Source organism: Streptomyces sp. P5F9 (assembly GCF_057961495.1).
The window spans coordinates 1-19,692 of record NZ_JBXVPZ010000162.1; the positions used below are offsets into that span (position 1 = coordinate 1).

The 19,692-nt window shown below is 73.2% G+C and carries 16 protein-coding genes and 2 pseudogenes; 13 read left to right on the top strand and 5 right to left on the bottom strand.

Annotated elements, in window-relative coordinates:
* The 4 genes and pseudogenes from AC31A1_RS24705 to AC31A1_RS24720 all read left to right on the top strand — a co-directional run.
* Positions 1 to 249 (top strand): annotated as a pseudogene (locus AC31A1_RS24705) (ABC transporter permease); the annotation flags it as partial.
* Between the two features lie 47 nt (positions 250 to 296).
* Complete coding sequence (locus AC31A1_RS24710) at positions 297 to 1,148, top strand: ABC transporter permease (RefSeq protein ID WP_489655417.1); 852 nt, start codon at positions 297 to 299, stop codon at positions 1,146 to 1,148.
* A complete protein-coding gene (mdlC, locus tag AC31A1_RS24715; RefSeq protein ID WP_489655418.1) occupies positions 1,145 to 2,752 on the top strand; it encodes a benzoylformate decarboxylase in 1,608 nt (535 codons plus the stop codon). Before AC31A1_RS24710 ends, mdlC begins: the two co-directional genes overlap by 4 nt.
* Positions 2,753 to 2,761: 9 nt before the next feature.
* Entirely contained in the window at positions 2,762 to 3,553 is a 792-nt protein-coding gene (locus AC31A1_RS24720; RefSeq protein ID WP_489655419.1) for an ABC transporter ATP-binding protein, read from the top strand.
* Here the strand turns inward: AC31A1_RS24720 and AC31A1_RS24725 are convergent.
* A complete protein-coding gene (locus AC31A1_RS24725; protein WP_489655420.1) occupies positions 3,507 to 4,745 on the bottom strand; it encodes an endonuclease/exonuclease/phosphatase family protein in 1,239 nt (412 codons plus the stop codon). The two genes, AC31A1_RS24720 and AC31A1_RS24725, sit on opposite strands and share 47 nt — an antisense overlap.
* Before the next feature lie 169 nt (positions 4,746 to 4,914).
* On the opposite strand from AC31A1_RS24725, the gene cyc2 reads away from it, so the two are divergent.
* Positions 4,915 to 7,068, top strand: coding sequence for a germacradienol/geosmin synthase Cyc2 (gene cyc2, locus AC31A1_RS24730; RefSeq protein WP_489655421.1), 2,154 nt, complete (start codon positions 4,915 to 4,917; stop codon positions 7,066 to 7,068).
* 20 nt (positions 7,069 to 7,088) lie between these two features.
* Here cyc2 and AC31A1_RS24735 read toward each other — a convergent pair whose 3' ends face one another.
* Positions 7,089 to 7,832, bottom strand: a complete 744-nt coding sequence (locus tag AC31A1_RS24735) for a CTP synthase C-terminal region-related (seleno)protein (RefSeq protein WP_489655422.1) — start codon at positions 7,830 to 7,832, stop codon at positions 7,089 to 7,091.
* A gap of 88 nt (positions 7,833 to 7,920) precedes the next feature.
* Between AC31A1_RS24735 and AC31A1_RS24740 the strand changes: the two genes are divergently transcribed.
* From AC31A1_RS24740 to AC31A1_RS24755, 4 genes are all read left to right on the top strand, one after another.
* Positions 7,921 to 8,796: a LysR family transcriptional regulator gene (locus tag AC31A1_RS24740; RefSeq protein WP_489655423.1), complete on the top strand. Its 876-nt coding sequence runs from the start codon at positions 7,921 to 7,923 to the stop codon at positions 8,794 to 8,796.
* Positions 8,797 to 8,925: 129 nt separating this feature from the next.
* Complete coding sequence (locus tag AC31A1_RS24745) at positions 8,926 to 9,510, top strand: PDZ domain-containing protein (RefSeq protein WP_489655424.1); 585 nt, start codon at positions 8,926 to 8,928, stop codon at positions 9,508 to 9,510.
* 174 nt (positions 9,511 to 9,684) lie between these two features.
* Positions 9,685 to 10,812: a M24 family metallopeptidase gene (locus tag AC31A1_RS24750; protein WP_489655425.1), complete on the top strand. Its 1,128-nt coding sequence runs from the start codon at positions 9,685 to 9,687 to the stop codon at positions 10,810 to 10,812.
* A 44-nt stretch (positions 10,813 to 10,856) separates the two neighbouring features.
* Positions 10,857 to 11,795: a phosphotransferase family protein gene (locus tag AC31A1_RS24755; protein ID WP_489655426.1), complete on the top strand. Its 939-nt coding sequence runs from the start codon at positions 10,857 to 10,859 to the stop codon at positions 11,793 to 11,795.
* 23 nt (positions 11,796 to 11,818) lie between these two features.
* On the opposite strand, the gene treZ is transcribed toward AC31A1_RS24755, so the two are convergent.
* Positions 11,819 to 13,564, bottom strand: coding sequence for a malto-oligosyltrehalose trehalohydrolase (gene treZ, locus AC31A1_RS24760; protein WP_489655427.1), 1,746 nt, complete (start codon positions 13,562 to 13,564; stop codon positions 11,819 to 11,821).
* Positions 13,565 to 13,738: 174 nt separating this feature from the next.
* On the opposite strand from treZ, the gene AC31A1_RS24765 reads away from it, so the two are divergent.
* From AC31A1_RS24765 to AC31A1_RS24775, 3 genes are all read left to right on the top strand, one after another.
* On the top strand, positions 13,739 to 14,290 hold the full coding sequence (locus AC31A1_RS24765; protein ID WP_489655428.1) for an FHA domain-containing protein: 552 nt from the start codon (positions 13,739 to 13,741) through the stop codon (positions 14,288 to 14,290).
* Between the two features lie 204 nt (positions 14,291 to 14,494).
* The gene (locus AC31A1_RS24770; RefSeq protein ID WP_489655429.1) at positions 14,495 to 15,934 is read left to right on the top strand and encodes a M14 family zinc carboxypeptidase; all 1,440 of its coding nucleotides are present in this window, start codon (positions 14,495 to 14,497) and stop codon (positions 15,932 to 15,934) included.
* Entirely contained in the window at positions 15,931 to 16,416 is a 486-nt protein-coding gene (locus AC31A1_RS24775; protein WP_489655430.1) for a subtilase-type protease inhibitor, read from the top strand. Before AC31A1_RS24770 ends, AC31A1_RS24775 begins: the two co-directional genes overlap by 4 nt.
* A gap of 22 nt (positions 16,417 to 16,438) precedes the next feature.
* Here the strand turns inward: AC31A1_RS24775 and AC31A1_RS24780 are convergent, their stop codons facing one another.
* On the bottom strand, positions 16,439 to 17,731 hold the full coding sequence (locus AC31A1_RS24780) for a M14 family zinc carboxypeptidase (RefSeq protein WP_489655431.1): 1,293 nt from the start codon (positions 17,729 to 17,731) through the stop codon (positions 16,439 to 16,441).
* A gap of 510 nt (positions 17,732 to 18,241) precedes the next feature.
* Between AC31A1_RS24780 and AC31A1_RS24785 the strand changes: the two genes are divergently transcribed.
* On the top strand, positions 18,242 to 19,336 hold the full coding sequence (locus tag AC31A1_RS24785; RefSeq protein WP_489655432.1) for a cytochrome P450 family protein: 1,095 nt from the start codon (positions 18,242 to 18,244) through the stop codon (positions 19,334 to 19,336).
* Here the strand turns inward: AC31A1_RS24785 and AC31A1_RS24790 are convergent.
* Positions 19,333 to 19,692, bottom strand: a pseudogene (locus tag AC31A1_RS24790) (malto-oligosyltrehalose synthase); the annotation flags it as partial. The gene AC31A1_RS24785 and the pseudogene AC31A1_RS24790 sit on opposite strands and share 4 nt — an antisense overlap.

Consider the following 19,692-nt stretch of genomic DNA (forward strand, 5'->3'; position numbering starts at 1 on the left):
GAGCCGAGTGTGGCGGGGGCGAGCGCTCAGGGCGGCCTCGGGGCGTGGACGAGGTTCGGCCGGGACGGGCACGGCGTCGCACAGCCGGGCGGTTCCGGCGGCGTGGGGCCGACCGGGTCGGCTTCAGGGAGCCGGAGTGGGCCGGACGACGCCGGTGCGGACGCGCCCGGTGCCGCACCGCCGGGCGGCTCCACCGGTCGTCCGCCGGAACGCGGCGGCGAGGCCGCCGACGGCGGGGCGTCGACGTGAGCGGGGCGCCGACCCGTGCGTCGCGCCGCTCCGCAGACCACGGCGCGGTGGGCCGAACCGCCCACGTGGCCGGCACTGCCGCACACCTCGCCCGCGGTGCCCTCCTGCGCTGGCTGGTCCTCGTACTCGCCCTGGCCGCTTGGCAGTTGGCCGCCCTCGCGCACGGCAGCGTCTATTTCCCACCCCCGGCCCGTATCGCGCGCCACGCCTACGACCTGTGGTTCTCGGGACCGGTCGGGCACGCTTTTCTCACCACGGCCGCCGTCGACACCATCCTGCCCAGCCTCGGCCGGATGTCCGCGGGCTTCGTGCTCGCCGCCGTCGCCGGGGTCGCCCTCGGCCTCGCGGTCGGGCGTTCGCGTCGGGCCTACGCCCTCTGCGACCCGGTGCTCCAGTTCGCCCGCGCCGTGCCGCCGCCCGCGCTCGTGCCGGTGTTCGTCGTCGTGTTCGACTTCGGTACGCCGATGCAGCTCGCGTCGATCGTGTTCAGCGCTGTCTGGCCGGTGCTGATCAACACCGCCGAGGGAGCCCGTGACGTCGACCCGCTCCGGGTCGACGTCGCCGCCGTACTGCGCCTGACCCCGGCCGAACGCCTGTGGTTCCTGCTGCTGCCCTCCGCGCTGCCCCGCATCTTCGCCGGTCTGCGCCTCAGCCTGTCGCTCTGCCTCATTCTCATGGTCTTCTCCGAGCTGCTGCCGGGCACCGCGAACGGCATCGGCTTCGCGCTCACCGACGCCCAGTCGCGCTCCGACCTGCTGACCGTGTGGGCGGTACTGGTCCTGCTCGGCGCCCTGGGGTATCTGCTCAACACAGGCCTGCTGGCGGCCGAGAGACGGCTCACCGGCAAGGGAGACCACGAAGGAAGCCGCAGGGAAAGCCGCAAGGGAAGGGCCACATGAAGGGAACCGTCCTGGACGCCGTCGTCCAGTTCCTCCGCGACACCGGGATGACCACGGTCTTCGGCAACCCGGGCTCCACCGAACTGCGCATGTTCCGCGACTGGCCCGACGACTTCACGTACGTCCTCGGTCTCCAGGAGTCCACGGCCGTCGCCATGGCCGCGGGCCACGCGCTGGGCACCCGCCGCGCCGCGTTCGTGAGCCTGCACTCGGCCGGCGGTGTCGGTCACGCGCTCGGCGCCGTCTTCAACGCCCACCGCGACCGCGTCCCGTTGGTGATCCTCGCGGGCCAGCAGGCACGCTCCCTGCTTCAGCTGCGCCCGTTCCTCGGCGCCGACCGGCCGGCCGAATTCCCGCGCCCCTACGTCAAGTTCGCCCACCAGCCGGAGCGTGCCGCCGACGTCCCCGCCGTCGTCGCCGAGGCCCACCGCATCGCGATGACGCCCCCACGCGGACCGGTGTTCGTCTCCGTCCCCGAGGACGACTGGGACCAACCGGCGCGACCCGTCGAACCACGCACCGTGCACACCGGCTTCACCGCCGACCCGCACGCCCTGTCCGCCCTCGCGGCCCGACTGGACGACTGCACCCGCCCCGCACTGGTCGTCGGCCCCGGCGTCGACGACGAGGACGCCCTCCCCGAGGTCCGCGCCCTGGCCGAGCGCACCCGCGCCGCCGTCTGGATCAGCCCCCTCTCCGGCCGCTCCGGCTTTCCCGAGTCCCACCCTCTCTTCCAGGGCTTCCTGCCACCCGTCGCCGGCCAACTGGCCGCGCGGCTACGGCCGTACGACGTCGTCGTGGCCCTCGGCGCGCCCGTCTTCACCTACCACTTCGACGACGGTGGACCGCTCCTCCACCCTGGTACCGAACTCCACCACCTGGACTGCGACCCGGCGCAGGCCGCCTGGCTGCCCACCGGCACCAGCATCGTCACCACCCTCAAGCCCGCCCTCGCCCACCTCACCTCCCTGCTGAAGACGACCAACCGCGAACCGCCGCCACCCCGCCCGGCTCCCGCGCCGCCCGAACCGGGTGCGGGCCTCACCGCCGAACTGGTCCTCGACCACCTCCGCACCCGGCTGCCCCGCGACCGCGTCCTCGTCGAGGAGGCCCCCAGCCACCGGGACGCCCTCCACGCGCGCGTGCCCGTCGACAGCTCCGGAGGCTTCCTCACCACGGGCAGCGGAGCCCTCGGCTGGGGCCTGCCGCTCGCCGTCGGCCGCGCGCTCGCCGACCGGCGCCGGGTCGTCTGCGTGCTCGGCGACGGCTCCGCCCTCTACTCGGTACAGGCCCTGTGGACCGCGGCCCGGCACCGGGCGCCGGTCACCTATGTCGTCCTCGACAACGGCGGCTACGCGGCCGTCCGCGCCCTGGGCCGCCGCATCGGCATCACCCCGGTCCCCGGCACCGACATCGAAGGCGTCGACTTCGTCGGCCTGGCCCGGTCCTTCGGCTGCCCGGCGACCTACGTCGACGACCCCGCCGTACTCCCCGAAGTCCTGGACCGCACCCTCCACCTGCCCGACGAGGGCGGCCCGCACCTGCTGTACCTCCGGGTCGCCGCCGGCCAGGGCGTGCTCTACACCGAACCCTGGGCCAGGTGACCGACCGCGATGCTCCGCCTCGACTCCCTCAGCCAGCACTACGGCGACCAGCCCGTCCTGCGCGACATCAGCCTCACCGTGCCGGACGCTCAACTCCTGTGCGTGGTGGGCCCGTCGGGCTGCGGCAAGTCCACGCTGCTGCGCACTGTCGCCGGACTGCTACCCGCGCCCGAGGGCACGATCACGATCGACGACACGCCCGTCACCGGCGTACCCGACCGCCTGGCCGTGGTCTTCCAGGACTACGGCCGCTCGCTGCTGCCCTGGCTCACCGTCCGCGACAACGTCGCCCTGCCGCTGCGCCGTCAGGGCCTGCGCCGGGCCGAGCGGCGCGCCGAGGCGGAACGCATCCTGGACCGCGTCGGCCTGACCGCCGCCGCCCGCCGCCACCCCTGGCAACTCTCCGGCGGTATGCAGCAGCGCGTGGCCATCGCCCGCGCCCTGGTCTGCCGCCCCTCCCTGCTGCTGATGGACGAACCCTTCGGCTCCCTCGACGCCCAGACCCGCGAGGACCTGGAGGACCTCCTCCTGGAGGTGCACCGCGCGGACCGCACGACGATCGTCTTCGTCACCCACGACATCGACGAAAGCGTTTACGTCGGCGACCGCGTCGTCGTCCTGTCGCCGGGCCCGGGCGCGAAGGTGGCGTTGGACCTGCCGGTCGAACTCCCCTGCCCCCGCGACCAGATCGGCACGCGGGGACTGCCGGAGTTCGTGGCGCTGCGCACCCGGGTGGGCAGCGCGGTGCGCACGCCTAGCCCAGCCGCACGTCCTGCCACACCATCCGGTGGTCAGACGTGACGACCGTGGTGCCGTCGCCGACCAGGCGGTACAGCGGGTCGTCCGAGGTCGGCCAGAACACGCCGTTGCGGCCGGGGAGCAGGCCCTTGGACGGCAGGACGTGGTCCACGCGCAGATTGCCGGGGGCCGTGTCGCCGAAGTCGCCCGTGTCGTAGGCCGGGTCGCCGATCTGGCCGACGTTCGCGCCGCCCTGGAGCTTCGCGGCCTCGACCCCGCCCGCGCTCGCCGGCGGCTTGGCGGGGAGGTTGATCGCCGGGTGGTCGAGGAACTGCCGTACGGCGTGGTCGTAGCTGTCGCCGTCGTAGGGGTCGGCGTTCTGGTCGCCCGCGATCACGAAGCGCGAGCCCGGCCGCAGACCGCCCCGGACGCCCTTGTCGTCGTACAGATAGGCGCTGCGCGCGTGGCCGCCGATGTAGTCGGCCCACAGGCGGATCTCGTCGTGGTTGCGGCGGCCGTTGCGGTCCTCCGTGCCGTCGAAGGTGGGCGGCGTCGGGTGGGAGACCAGGAAGTGCACGGTCTCGTGGCCGAGCCGGACCGGCACGTCCCAGTGGCTCTTGGAGGAGAGCCGCAGGATCGCGCGGGCCGCGTCGCTGTAGTAGCCCGGCGGGATCACGTTGCCTGGCATGTCCTTCCACAGGAAGTGCTGGAAGGTGCGCACCGCGCGCGTGTCGATCGGGAACTTGGAGAGGACGACCATGCCGTACTGGCCCGGGAAGAAGCCGTAGCCGAACGCGTCCTGTCCGTAGGCGTCCGAACCCGGCGTCGTCACCACGCCGTTCTTGCCGTCGAGGTCGACGCCCGAGGGGACGCCCGTGTTCACCGGGCCGGTGAAGTGGTGCGGGAAGTGGATCGGGCGGGCGCCGTTGTGGCCCCGGGACAGGTAGTTGTCGAGGAACAGGCGGACCGCTCCGCCGCCCTCCACGTAGTCGAACTCGTTGATCAGCAGGATGTCCGGGTTCACCCGCTGGATGGTCTCGGCGACGTTCTGCGCCTGGGCGTTGTCGGGTGTCGACAGGTCCGTGACCAGCGCGCCCTGCGTGGCGCGGTTCAGCGAGGCGTTGAACGTGGCGAACCGTACGGTCCGCCCGTACCGCTCGGACGCCGACGCGCGCAGCGTGGCGGTACCGGCCAGCGCCGCCCCGGCCAGGGAGGCGAGCGTGGCGCGGCGGGAGAAGGTTCGGGAGTGGTTCATCGGGACTCCGGCCAAGGGAGGGGACACGTGAACCCCCGTAGTCTGCGCGCGTAGAAGTGAACGTCACAAGACGCGGGCGAAACTCATGGGTTCACTCCTGATTCACGCGATGGTGTGATCATGTCCCCTGCCCGGGATGGCCGTTGGGAGCCACGGGTAGGGCCCGGCCATGACCCAGCCGTTCGAACTCCCGCACTTCTACATGCCGTATCCCGCGCGCCTCAACCCGCATCTGGACGAGGCCCGCGCCCACTCCTCCGTGTGGGCCCGCGAGATGGGCATGCTGGAGGGCTCCGGGATCTGGGAGCAGGCCGACCTCGACGCGCACGACTACGGCCTGCTCTGCGCCTACACCCACCCCGACTGCGACGGGCCCGCCCTGTCGCTGATCACCGACTGGTACGTGTGGGTGTTCTTCTTCGACGACCACTTCCTGGAGACCTTCAAACGCAGCCAGGACCGCGCCGGCGGCAAGGCCTACCTGGACCGGCTGCCGCTGTTCATGCCGCTCGACCTCTCGACTCCCGTACCGGAGCCGGAGAATCCGGTCGAGGCGGGGCTCGCCGACCTGTGGGCGCGCACCGTGCCCTCGATGTCCGTCGACTGGCGCCGCCGCTTCGCCGTCTCCACCGAGCATCTGCTCAACGAGTCCCTGTGGGAGCTGTCCAACATCAACGAGGGACGGGTCGCCAACCCCGTCGAGTACATCGAGATGCGCCGCAAGGTGGGCGGCGCGCCCTGGTCGGCGGGGCTGGTGGAGTACGCGACCGCCGAGGTGCCCGCGTCCGTGGCCGAGGAGCGGCCGCTGCGGGTGCTGATGGAGACCTTCTCCGACGGCGTCCACCTGCGCAACGACCTCTTCTCCTACCAGCGGGAGGTCGAGGACGAGGGCGAGTTGAGCAACGGCGTGCTCGTCCTGGAGACCTTCTTCGGCTGCACCACCCAGGAGGCCGCCGACACCGTCAACGACGTCCTCACCTCCCGGCTCCACCAGTTCGAGCACACCGCGTTCACCGAAGTGCCCGCCGTGGCCCTGGAGAAAGGTCTCACCCCGGACGAGGTCAGGGCCGTCGCCGCCTACGCCCAGGGGTTGCAGGACTGGCAGTCCGGCGGCCACGAGTGGCACCTGCGCTCCAGCCGCTACATGAACGAAGGCGCCCTCGACAACTCGCCGTTGAACGGCCCGACCGGCATCGGCACCTCCGCCGCCGACATCGGCGCCCTGCTCGCCGCGGCCGGCGCCGAACGGCTGCGCGCCTACACGCACGTCCCCTTCCAGAAGGTCGGCCCCTCCCGACTCCCCGACTTCTACATGCCGTTCGAGGTCGAACTCAGCCCGCACCTGGACGGCGCCCGGCACCGCCTCGTCGACTGGTCGCACGCCATGGGCATCCTGGAGGAGGGCGTCTGGGACGAGGAGAAACTCGCCGCCGCCGACCTCCCGCTCTGCTCCGCGGGCATCGACCCGGACGCCACCGAGGCGGCCCTCGACCTCAGCTCCCGCTGGCTCGCCTGGGGCACCTACGGCGACGACTACTACCCCCTCGTCTACGGCATCCGCGGCGACCTCGCCGCCGCCCGCATCACCACGGCCCGCCTCTCGGACTGCATGCCCATCGAGGGACCGGCGGTCATCGTGCCGGTCAACGGCATGGAGCGCGGGCTCATCGACCTGTGGACCCTCACGACCGCCGAGATGCCCCTGGACGACCGGCGCACCCTGAAGACCGCGATCAACACGATGACCGAGAGCTGGGTCTGGGAACTGGCCAACCAGATCCAGCACCGCATCCCCGACCCGATCGACTACCTGGAGATGCGCCGCGCCACCTTCGGCTCGGACCTCACTCTCAGCCTGTGCCGCATGGGCCACGGCCCGAAGGTCCCGCCCGAGGTCTACCGAACCGGCCCCGTCCGCGCCCTGGAGAACGCGGCCATCGACTACGCCATGCTCCTCAACGACATCTTCTCGTACCAGAAGGAGATCGAGTACGAGGGCGAGGTCCACAACGCGATCCTCGTCGTGCAGAACTTCTTCGGCATCGACTACCCGACCGCACTCGGCGTCGTCCACGACCTGATGACCCAGCGCATGCACCAGTTCGAACACGTCGCCGCGAACGAACTGCCCATCGTCTACGACGACTTCGACCTCTCGGACGAGGCACGCGACATCATGACGGGCTATGTGACCGACCTCCAGCACTGGATGGCGGGCATCCTGAACTGGCACCGCGAGGTCGACCGCTACAAGTCCGCGTACCTGGCGAGGCGTTCACACGGGTTCGTTCCTGATCGGGTGCCGGCGCTGCCGTTCGGCTGAGCGGGAGAACCCGCGGCGGGTCAGGACGGCTGACGTTCCACCTGGCCCGCGTGGGCGACCGCGGCTCGCGCCAGCGCCCGCACCACCGGATGCGGGCGCGAGCCGTCGCCGGCCAGTTCCGGCTGGAAGAGGGTGGCGAGGAAGAAGGGGTGGCCGGGGAGTTCGGCGATCCGGACGTGGCCGTCCTCGTCATGGCCGGAGAAGCGCAGGCCGTGCGCGCGCAGGGTGTCGAGGTGGCGGGTCGGGCCGTAGGAGCAGAAGTAGCGCTCGACCGTGCGCTCCGAGCCGATCGCGGACTCGGCGAGCGAGCCCGGTTCGATCGTGACGGCGGCCTCGTGGCCGACGAGGGAGCAGGCCAGCGGTTCGACGAGGAGGTCCTCGGCATCGGGGTCGTTCTCGGCGTGCGCGACCCGGGTCAGCCCGCACACGTCACGGGCGTACTCCAGGAGCGCGTGCTGGAAACCGCCGCAGGTGCCGAGGAACGGAATGCCCTCCACGCGCGCGGTACGGATCGCGGACAGGACACCGGCCTCGCTGCGGTAGGGACTGCCCGGCAGCACCCACACGGCGTCGAACCCGCGCACCGCGTCCGGTGCCTCGGCGTCCTCGGACGGGATCCAGTAGGCGTCGAGGACGAGCCGGTCGCGCTCGGCGAGGGCGTCGAGGATGAGCGGGAGGCGGGAGTGCGAGACGACGTTGGGGGAGCGGTCGCCGACCAGGGCGATACGGGCGGTGCGAGCGGTCCGATCTGCGGTGTTCGTCATGCCGTTCATCCTGGGCGCGACCCGGTGTTCACGTCCAACGATGATTACTGCTCTCTCGATAAGCAGAACTGATGGGATGCTGTCCTCCGTGGACCCGCACCTCCTGCGTACGTATGTCACCGTGGCCCGGCTCGCCTCCTTCTCGGAGGCCGCGCGCGAGCTGGGCTACACCCAGTCCGCGGTGTCCCAGCACATCGCCGCCCTGGAACAGGACCTCGGCGCCCCGCTGCTCACCCGCCGCCCGGTCACGCCCACTTCGGCGGGTGAGCGGCTCCTCGAACACGCGGCCCCACTGCTGCTGCGCCTGGACGCCGCCCGCGCGGACGTCGTCCGGATGGCCGCCGCACCCGAACGCGGACTCACCCTCGCCACCGCGCCGACCGCACTCGGGCCCCGTGTCCTGGCCGCCCTCCCGCGCGCGGGCGTGACGCTACGCGTGCTCACCCGGGACGAGGTGCCGGTCGCCGTGGCCACCGGCACCGCGGACCTCGGCCTGGTCGACGGGATCGCGGCCCCCAACGATCCGCTACGGCTGCCCGACGTGGCCCCGCTGACCACCCACGGCGTCGCCGAGGAACCCGTCTGCGTCCTGCTCCCCGACGACCACCCCCTGGCTGGACGCCCGGCCCTGCGCCTCGGTGATCTCGCCGCCGCCCGCTGGCTCGACGCCCCCGACGCGGGCGTCCCCCTCGCGCGCCTCCGCGCCGCGAACGGCGGCGGCGCCTTCCGCCCGGCCCTCCGCTACGACGGCACCGACATCCGCGTCCTCACGGCCCTCGCCGCCGCCGGCCACGGCCTGACCCTGCTGCCCCGCTCGGCGGCCACCGGGGTACCGGGCGCGGTCGCCGTCCCGCTCACCGAACCACGCGTCGTGCACCGTACGGAACTGGTGTACGGGGGAGCGCCCCGAGGCGCGGCGGCGCGGTTGGTGGGGCGGCTGGTGGAACGGGGGCGAGGCCGGTGACGTGGAGGTGGGGCGCCACGCGCGCGTGCGATGTGCGCCGCTTCCCTCCCCTGACCCTCGGTCAGTCTCACTCGTTCGTGGCACGTCGCGCGCCGGTGCGCCGGGTAGAGCATCTGCCGGAGGCGATCCATGGAACAGACTGCGTTGCGTCCCAAGCCGATGCCCGGTCAGGAACCCGGCGGCGGCACCAAGCCCGGCCCCACCCGGCGCCCGCACGCCGCGCGGCGCCGCGGCCGACGGCTCATGACCCTGCTGTTCGGCCTGTTCGTAGGGACCGTCCTGGTGCTGTCGGGGGTCGGGCTCGGCACGGTAGGCGCCACGGTGATCGGCATGAGCAAACTCGCCGAGATGCAGCGCCAGGCGGCCGGGCAACCGGCGCCGACGATCCGTCCCACCGGCCGGCCCGCGTCCTCCGCGAGCCCGACGCCGTCACCGTCGCCCACGCCCGCCGCCGCGACACTCGGCGTGGAGGCCGTGGACGCCGAGAAGGCGGGCGCCCTGATCGTCGGCGTCCACATCCCCGGCCCCGGCTACACGGCCGGCCTGATCCGCGGCGACGTCCTGCTCACGTTCGGAGACACCCGGGTCGATTCGGCGGCCGACCTCGCGCGCGCGGTCGCGCGTGCCCACCCCGGGGACGAGGTCACGATCACGGTGCGGCACCACAGTGGCGGCTTCCGGCAGTTCACCGTGGTCCCCGGGTACGTCGTCTGACACGGCGTCGCGCGTCGCCCCGGAGGTGGCCCACGACGTGACGCCGATCCCCGGCCGGACAGCACCGGACGCGACGCCCGGACCGGGGAAGTCCCGCCGATCGGCTCGCGTGGCCCTCCGGGTCCGGGCAGGATGCTGACCGTAGCCCCGTTCCGTCCGTCCTCGGAGGCCTGAATGACCGGTAGCACGCCCGCGCCCTTCGCCGCCGCCGACTACAGGGCCCGCATGGACCGCGCCGCGCGGGCCGCCGCCGACGCCGGTCTCGCGGGCCTCCTGGTCGCCCCGGGACCGGACCTGGTGTGGCTCACCGGCTACGCGCCCACTGCGGTCACCGAACGGCTCACCGTGCTCGTCCTGGCCCCCGGCCGCTCCCCGGTCCTCGTCGTGCCCACCCTGGAGGCCCCCGACGCGGCCAAGGCGCCCGGCGCCGACGCCCTCACCCTGCGCGACTGGACCGACGGCAAGGACCCCTACGCCGCCACCGCCGCCCTCCTCGACGCGACGGGCCGCTTCGGCATCAGCGACAACGCCTGGTCCATGCACCTGCTCGGACTCCAGAAGACGCTGCCCGGCACCTCCTACGCCTCCCTCACCGACGCACTGCCGATGATGCGGGCGGTGAAGGACACGGCGGAGCTGGACCTCATGGCGGCCGCCGGAGCGGCCGCAGACGCAACGTACGAGGAGATCCGGAAGGTTCCCTTCACCGGCCGCCGCGAGTCCGACGTCGGCGCCGACCTCGCCGATCTGCTACGGCAGTTCGGGCACTCCCAGGTCGACTTCACGATCGTCGCCTCGGGCCCCAACGGAGCCAACCCGCACCACGAGGTCGGCGACCGCGTCATCCAGCGGGGCGACATGATCGTCCTCGACTTCGGCGGCCTCAAGGACGGCTACGGCTCCGACACCTCGCGCACGGTCCACGTCGGCGAACCCAGCGACGAGGAACAGCGCGTCCACGACCTCGTCCGCGAGGCCCAGGAGGCCGGTTTCCGCGCGGTGCGCCCCGGAGCCGCCTGCCAGGAGGTCGACCGTGCCGCCCGCGCGGTCATCGACGACGCCGGATACGGCCCCTACTTCATCCACCGCACCGGCCACGGCATCGGCGTCACCACCCACGAGCCGCCGTACATGATCGAGGGCGAGGAACAGCCCCTCGTGCCCGGGATGTGCTTCTCCGTGGAGCCCGGCATCTATCTGCCCGGCCGCTTCGGGGTACGCATCGAGGACATCGTCACCGTCACCCAGGACGGCGGGCGGCGGCTCAACAACACGGACCGCGAGATGGCCCTGGTGGACTGACGACGACCAGGAGCCCCCGACACCCGAACGGCGACGGCGCGACCATGACCCAGGCACCGACACCCACCGCGGACACCGTCCGCCAGCTGGTCCGTTCCCTGCTCAAGGACGGTACGGCCGACGGTGCCGGACCCGAGATCAGGCCCGTCGCCGAGGGCGGCGAGCACGCCACCTGGTGGGTCGGCTCCCGCCATGTCCTGCGCCTCGCCCCGAACCGTGCGGCCACCGTGCGGCAACGCCGTGAACTGCGCCTGCGCGACCTCGTACGGCCGTATCTCCCCGTCGCGGTTCCGACCAGCGTGGCGCACGGCGAGTGGGCGCCGGGGCTCAGCTACACGCTGGACACCAAGGTGCCCGGCCGGTCCGGCGAGGACCAGGACGTCTCCGCCGTCGGCGAGGCCGACCTGGCGGGGCTGCTCACGGGGCTGCGCGAGGTACCCGCCCGGCAGGCCGAGTCGCTCGGGATCCCGCGCGCCGCACCGCGCTCCCTGGAGGAGCTGCGCCGCGCCGCCGAGCAGGCCGCCGAACGCCTCGCCGCCGCCGACGAGTTCGATGGCGCACGCCTCCACCAGCTCACCCAGCCCGGCGCGATCCAACTCGCCGCCCAGCCCGGCACCGCGGTCCTCGTCCACCACGACCTCAAGGGCGAGCACCTCGTGGTGAGCACCGACGGCCGGGTCCGCGGCGTCCTGGACTGGACCGACGCGACCCTCGGCGACCCCGCCGAGGACATCGCCGGTCTCGCCCTGGCGGTCGGTTCGCCCGCCGCCGTACGCGCCGCGACCCTCGCCGGCTACGGCGCCCGCCCCTGCCTGCGCGGCCTCTGGCTCGCCCGCTGCGACACCGTCGTCCGCCTCGCCGACCACCTCAAAGGCCGCGACGCCGGGCCCGTCCCGCTCCTCAGGACCCAGTTACGGCGCACCTGGGAGGCGATCCTGCTGGAACGGGTGACGGAACTGCGGGAGGGAGAGGGGGAGTTGTAGCGCGTAAACGCTCGCGCAAGCGTTTACGCCTGCGCCAGCACCACGCACGACTCCCCGGGCAGCCGCAGCAACCCGTCCGCCCCCGGCGCCTCCACCGGCTCCCACGCGGCCAGGATCTCCGCTGGGCGCGTGCCCAGGGGGATCGCGGCCGGTTCCTTGCCGAGGTTCACGGCGACGCGTACGTCTCCGCGGCGCAGCGCGAGCCAGCGGGCGTCCTCGTCGTAGGCCACCTTCGTGTCGGTGAGGTCGGGGTCCGTGAGGTCGGGCTGTTCGTGCCGGAGGGCGATGAGCCGGCGGTACCAGGCCAGCACGCGCGCGTGGGGCTCGTTCTCCGGCTCCGACCAGTCGAGGCAGGAGCGGTCGCGGGTCGCCGGGTCCTGCGGATCGGGTACGTCCTCCGCGGCCCAGCCGTGCGAGGTGAACTCCCGTCGCCTGCCCTGCCGTACGGCCTCCGCGAGGTCCGGGTCGGTGTGGTCGGTGAAGAACTGCCAGGGCGTGACCGCCGCCCACTCCTCGCCCATGAACAGCATCGGCGTGAAGGGCCCGGTCAGGGTCAGCGCGGCGGCGCAGGCCAGCAGCCCGGGGGAGAGGGACGCCGAAAGGCGGTCCCCCTGGGCTCGGTTGCCGATCTGGTCGTGGGTCTGGCTGTAGCCGAGGAGGCGGTGCGCGGCCACGCGCGTGCGGTCGAGGCGGCGGCCGTGGTGCCGGTCCCGGAAGCTCGAATAGGTGCCGTCGTGGAAGAAGCCACCGGTCAGCGTCTTGGCGATCGCCGAGAGCGGGGCCCGCGCGAAGTCCGCGTAGTAGCCCTGCGATTCACCGGTCACCGCGGTGTGCAGGGCGTGGTGGAAGTCGTCGTTCCACTGCGCGTGCAGTCCGAGTCCGCCCTCCGCGCGGGAAGTCACCACGCGCGGGTCGTTCAGGTCGGACTCGGCGACCAGGAACAGCGGGCGGCCCGTCTCGGCGGCCAACGCGTCGACGGCGGACGACAGTTCCTCCAGGAAGTGGCACGCGCGCGTGTCCCACAGCGCGTGCACCGCGTCCAGTCGCAGCCCGTCGATCCGGTACTCGCGCAGCCACGCCAGCGCGCTGCCCAGCAGGAACGCGCGCACCTCGTCCGAGCCGGGCGCGTCCAGGTTGACCGCGCTGCCCCAGGGGGTCTGGTGCGTGGCCGTGAAGTAGGGGCCGAACGCGGGCAGGTAATTCCCGGACGGGCCAAGGTGGTTGTGCACCACGTCGAGCACGACTCCCAGGCCCAGTCCGTGGGCCCGGTCGACGAACCGCTTGAGTCCCTCGGGGCCGCCGTAGGGCTCGTGCACGGCCCACAGCGAGACGCCCTCGTAGCCCCAGCCGTGCCGGCCCGGGAACGGGCACAGGGGCATCAACTCGATGTGTGTGACGCCCAGTTCGACGAGATGGCCGAGCCGGTCGGCGGCCGCGTCCAGGGTGCCCTCGGGCGTGTACGTGCCGACGTGCAGCTCGTAGAGCACCGCTCCGGGCAGCGGGCGTCCGGACCACGCGGCCTGCCACGCGTACCGCTCGTGGTCGACGACCGCGCTCAGCCCGTCCGGGCCGTCCGGCTGCCGGCGCGAGCGCGGGTCGGGCAGCGGCGGGCCGTCGTCCACCGCGAACCCGTACCGCGTGCCGTCGACCGCCTCCGCCTCGCAGCGCCACCACCCCACGCGGTCGGGATCGCGTTCCAACGCGCGCGTGGCGCCCTCGCAATGGAGCGTCACACGGTCTGCCTCTGGTGCCCACACCTCGAACTGCACGGACGGTTCCCCTTCGTCTGCTCACCGGGATGTAGCCCGTCCATCGTGCTTCAAACGAGATCAATCCGCTTTTGAATCCGTCCCTTTGGCGCAGGTGTCGTCATCTTCACGCGCATGCGTGCCCGTTTCCGCGTCTTCTGGACACCCGGGGTTCACTGCCCGACAATCACGAGCGTGACGTCGTCCTTCGAGTTCCACACGTACCCCGCGCGGATCTCCGACGCGGAGCGCGACAAGGCGCTCAAGCTTCTCCATGACGGCGTCGCCATGGGGCGGCTGTCCCACGACACGTTCATCCGGCGCATGGAGCTGGCACTGGCCGCCCGCAGGTCCGAGGACCTCGTGCCGCTCACCGCCGACCTGCCCACCGAAAGCCGTGTCTCCCGGCTGCTGTTCGGCACCGTGGAGGCCGTCTCCGGCTTCACCGTGCGACTCCGGAGGGCCTGGCAGGCCGAGCGGCTCCCCAAGCTGCTGCTGCCCCACCCGGGCAACGGACATCCCCTGCGCATCGGCCGCGACCCCGCCAACGGGCTGCGCCTGACGCACGAGACGGTGTCCCGGGTGCACGCCGAACTCAGCCGCCAGGGCGGCATGTGGGTGCTGCGCGATCTCGGTTCGACCAACGGCACGACGGTCAACGGCCGACGGGTGATCGGCGCGGCCGTCGTCCGCGAGGGCGACCAGATCGGCTTCGGCCGGATGACGTTCCGGCTCGCCGGCACCTGAGCCCGAACAGAGCCCTACCTCACCTCTGGCCTGGGCATTACCCGACGTGGCAACCGGGGGGACGCGTCAAATCCCTTTCCGTACGGCGGTGTTGACGTACCCCTCGCGCCGTGACTCACTGTGCGTACACCATGCACACCAGGTGAACCGACGGCACCACCATTGTGGAGGTGTGCCCTGCCGCCACTCCTCCGCTACCCGTCCGTGGACGAGTTGGCCGCCCAGGCCGCCGCGCTCGTCGCCCGCCGCCCCCAGGACGCCCGGCTGCGCCGCGTCGGGACCTCCCGCGCCGGTACGCCCCTGTGGCTGCTCTCCGTGGGCCACGGCAGCCGCCAGGCCCTCGTGGTCGCCGGACCGCACGCCAACGAGCCCGTGGGCGGCGCGACGGTGCTGCGGCTGGCCGAACGGGTCCTCGCCGACCCCCGGTTGAGCGAGGGCGCCGACGCCACCTGGAACCTGCTGCTGTGCCTCGACCCCGACGGCTCGCGCCGCAACGAGGGCTGGCTGCCCGGCCCGTACAGTCTCGGCCGGTACTTCCGGAACTTCTTCCGGCCCGGCTTCCTGGAACAGCCCGAGTGGCTGCCCGACGGCGCGGCAGGCGCCCGACTCCCGGAAACGCGCGCCCTGTTGGAGATCCAGGACGAACTCCGGCCGTTCCTCCAGTGCTCCCTGCACGGCGTCGACGTGGGCGGCGGCTTCGTGGAGCTGACCCACGACCTCCCGGGCCTCGCCCGCCGCGTCGCCCACACCGCGACCCGCCTCGGCATCCCGCGCGAACTCGGCCCCTACGACACCCTGTACTGGCCGAGCCTCGGCCCCGCCGTCTACCGCATCCCACCGCCACGCCCGGGCGACCTCGCCGCGGCCATCACCGAGGCCGCCGTCGAGTCCACCTGGTACCACCCGCACCGGCACGGCACGGTGACCGCGGTCGTGGAAGCGCCGATGTGGGGCGTGACCGGCGTCGAGAACGACGGACCGCCCGCCGACGCGGACGCGTTCCTCCGCACCGTGAGCCACACCCTGCGCCACGACAGCCGCATCCTGGAACAACTCCTCGCGCGGATACGGCCGTTCGTGCAGGGCGCGACGGAGGAGGGGATGGGCGTCGGGCTGAGGGACGCCTGGCCGCGGCCAGGCGCCGACCCGGTCGGAGTGCCCGCGCGGGACGCCGCCGACACGCGTCCCCGAACCCTCGTCGTGTCCGACGCGGCGCGGCTGCTCGCCCCGGTCGACGACTATTTACTGGTGATCCCCGGGCTCGCCGACGCGTGGGACCCCGATGTCGACACCGGCGCCGCCCGCCCGCTGCCACCGCTCAACACCGCCCACCTGGCCGCCCTGCGTATCGCGGGGCGACGGCTGGCGCTGCGGACGGCGGGGCTGCTGTACCAGCTCGTGATCGCCTCGGGGCGCGATCCGGCCGGTGTGCTCCCGGAGTTGGACCGGCTGATCGACCAGTGGTGCGCCGACTACCGCGACGGCTGCGGCGCGCGCTGGATCTCGGTCGCGCGCCAGGTCGAGTACCAGTCGCGCGTGGTGCTCAGCGCGTTCGAACTGGCCCGGCGGCACGCGCCCGTGCGCTCCCGTTCGGGTGAGCCGGGGTGGGGTACGGAGACCGCTGTGCCGATGCACCGGGAATGACGAACACCACCTTCAAGCCGTACGTCCCGAAGAAGCGCACCTCCACAACCCGCACCCTGAAGACACGCATCGTGAGAACGGCCGCGCTCCACGGCACTCTGCTGGCCGCCCTCGTCCTCCTCGCCGCCGGACAGGCGCCGGCCCAGGCCGCCGCGCCCCGCCACGGCGTCCAGGGCGACTGGCTCTACCTGACCGTCACGCGGGGCGACAGCCGGTCCAGTGACACACGCGGGACGCTGCTCCTGTGCGACCCGCCCCAGGGTCACGCCCACGCGGTCGAGGCCTGCGCCGAACTGGGCGCTGCGGGCGGCTACATCGACGCCATCCCGGCCGAGGGCGTCATGTGCCCGATGATCTACGCCCCGGTGACCGCCCACGCGCACGGGGAGTGGAAGGGACGTCCGGTCGACTACAGGAGGACGTTCTCCAACGGGTGCGCCATGGCGGCGCACACGGGAGAGGTCTTCGCGCTGGACACCTGAGGCACGGGCCGGGCGGGCGGCGTCAGGCCGAGCGTTGGGCACGCACGCGTGGAGCGTCGCCGAATCCGCCCGCCTGCTCGCGCGCGTACAGCGCCGCCGCCACGACCGTGCGGGACTGATGCTCGACCTGGTGCTCCAGGGGCACCCAGCGGGCCCGGAAGCGTTCCGCGAAGGCGTCGCTCCAGGTCGCCACGAGGTGTTCGAGCAGGGGCACCGCGCGGTCGTCGGTCTCCCGCAGGACCCGCAGCAGCATCGCCGCGGCCCGCAACGGCAGCCGGCGCCCGAACGCGTCCACACTGCCGACGTACGCCATCGTCGTGTCGGCGGGCGGTGTGTGCATCCAGTCCGCGGCCAGGCCGGGCACCAGCTCCAGGGCCCACTTCCCGGCCCGCAGCAGCGGTGTGTCGACGCCCTGGAGGCGCGGCAGCGCGTCGGCGAGGACCCACTCCACCTCCCGCGTGTCCCGCAGCAGGCGGCGCGCCAGCCGCCGTATCGCCGCCGCCGGGGCGGGATGCGGTGCCGGGTCGTCCACCAGGTCGCTCGCCCACATCGGCACCTCCACGACCGCGGTGAGGCCGCCGTAGCGGTGCGCGTGGTACCAGGTGCTGTGCCGGGCGTCGTCCGGCATGCTCGGGTACGCCACGTCCGAGCCGGGCGCCGGCATCACATGCACCCCGGGCCCCGAGGCGGGCCAGCCCGCCGCGTCCGAGGCACCCGTCTCCACCGGGATGTGCAGCTCGGCCGCCGACTTGGCGAACGGCTCGGCCAGCCCCGGTATGTCCTTCGTCAGCTGCACCCAGCTGCCGCCCAGATCGGTCCCGTGCAGGGTGACCTGCAGGTAGGGCCGCAGCTCGTCGATCACCCGGGTCAACGCCCGTGTCTCGGGCGGCAGTCGGTCGGGCGGCAGCACGGAGGGCGACCACTCCGGCTGCTCCGGCCCGGCCGGACGGTAGAAGCCCAGGTGGTAGTCGAGCAGGCTGCGCGGCGCCGGCGTGACATGCAGGCTCGCCCCGTCCGGGTCGGCGCAGAGCAGGAAGTGCCAGGAGGTGTCCGACCTCAACTCCCTTTCCCGTACGACCCGTTCGGCCAGGGCGAGGAGAGTGGAGCCGCCGGTCGGCTCGTTGGCGTGGGCGCCCGCGACCACCAGGACGGCGCGGTGGGCGTGCCCCACGGACAGCAGATGGAGTGGCCTGCCCGCGCGGGAGACACCCACCTGCCTCAGAGCGCACAGGCCCGGCCGGTGCGCGGCCAACGCCCTTGCGGACGAGACCAGTTCGGTCACACTGGGGTATCGCAACTCCGGCAGGAGACTCACCCCCGACTAGTCAGCTCCGGCATCGCAACCGCAGTACTTCACGGGCTCTGTGAACTGTCAAGGAGGCTGTGGGGGAGGCTACCGGGGGCGCCCAGGCGCATTTACCGGCAGCCGGTAGGGGCGTTGGTGTCAGCAGGGGGCCGGGTTCCCCAGGGGGTTTCGCGAGCACTCGTGCTCACTCCCGATGACGTCCCCGTCGTGCACACGCGCGTACCCCCGCACCGAGAACACCGACGTCGCCGTTCGTCACCGCACGCCCGCCGCCCGGCACGCACCCCGGGGTCGTACGCGGGTGCGAGCCGGTGGCCGGGACGGTCCTACGGCGTGCGGCCGGGCCGCGTACGCCGTAGGACCAGGGGATGCCTGCTTCACCCGTACGGCCGTACGGGGGCTGCGTCCCGCGCGGTGCGGTGGTCGGCTGGGGGCATCCGCGTGTGTGCGCACGGCGCGGAGGACCGGCCGCGCGCCCCACGGCGCGGGGCGGAGCGACGACCACGGGAGCGGACGGCGGTGCTGTGTCTCACGGACGTGCTCGTCACGCGGACCGCGGGCATCCCGGCCCGTCCACCGGGCCCACCGAGCCTGCGGACGGCCGTACGGGACCCGTATCCGCTCTACCGCACCCTCCGCACGCACTACCCGCTCGTGTACGACGAGCCCTTCGGCGCCTGGCTCGTCAGCCGCTACGACGACGTCCGCGCCGCGCTCGGCGACCCGAGGCTCGTCGCCCTGCCGGGCGATGGGCCACCCGAAGCGGGGCGGCTCCTCGACCGGGCGCTGGACGGGCCCGGGCTGGCCGCCCTGACCGCCGCCGTCGAACGTGGTGCCCATGTCCTCGCCCGTCGGCTGGCCGCGTGTGAGGAGGCCGACCTGGTGGCCGAGTTCTGCGACTGGCTGCCGACCGCGACGGTCGTGGCCGCGCTCGGGCTGCCGTACGAGGAGACCGCGCGGGTGCACTGCTGGTGTCGCACGGGACTCGGCCCCTCCGGGGGCGGGCTTTCCGAACTGGGCGTCTTCTTGCGCCCGTTGACGGCCCGGCGCCGCGCCCATCCGGGCGGCGACCTGCTGTCCGTCCTGTGCGCCGCGCGGACCGACGAGGCCGTCACGAAGCTGGTGGGCGCGCTGCTCGGCGCGGCCGGCGAGACCACCGCGCGGGCGCTCGCGTCGTTCCTGGCCAACCTCCTCGACCATCCGGGCCAGTTGGAGGTGCTCCGGGCCCGCCCCGGGCTCGCGGCCGGGGCCTGGGCGGAGTCCCTGCGCCGCGATCCGCCGCTGCACATCGTGCTGCGCCGGGCCGTCGAGCCCGTGGGCGTGATCCCCGCCGGGGCCACCGTCGCGTGCCTCCTCGGCGCCGCCGGCCGCGACCCGGAGCGCTTCACCGACCCCGACCGCTACGATGCCTTCCGCCCCGATCCCGCCCCGCTCGCCCACGGCACCGGGCGCCACACCTCCTCCGACGCCCTCCTCGCCCGTCTCACGGCCGAACACGGTCTACGGGCTCTGCTGACCGCCCTGCCGGGCCTCCGCCGCGCAGAGGGCGCCCGGACGGCGCCTGAGGACCTGGTCCGGCGCTCGCCCAAGATCCTCAGGGTCCGCACCCGCTAGTGGCGCTCGCCCACCCGCTCCAACAGCACCGCAGGCAACGTCCCGAAAACGTCCTCCACGCGTGCGTGCCCCGTGAACTCCCGCTCCGGAGCGAGCACATCGGCCCATCGCCCCGGTGGCAGCGCGAGCACCGTGTCGCGCCAGCCGCCCGCCGCAGCGAGCCGCGCCGACAGCCGGGTCACCGCCGTGACCACGGCCTCCGAGCGCGCGAACGCCACGCAGTGCGCCGCCGCCGGGCCCTCCGCGGCCAGCGGGGTGTACGTCGCCGCGTCGCCGAAGACCTCGGGGCGGCGGGCGCGCAGCCGTAGCGCGGCGGCCGTGAGCGCGCCCGGGTGACGGGCCGCGTGCGCCATCGC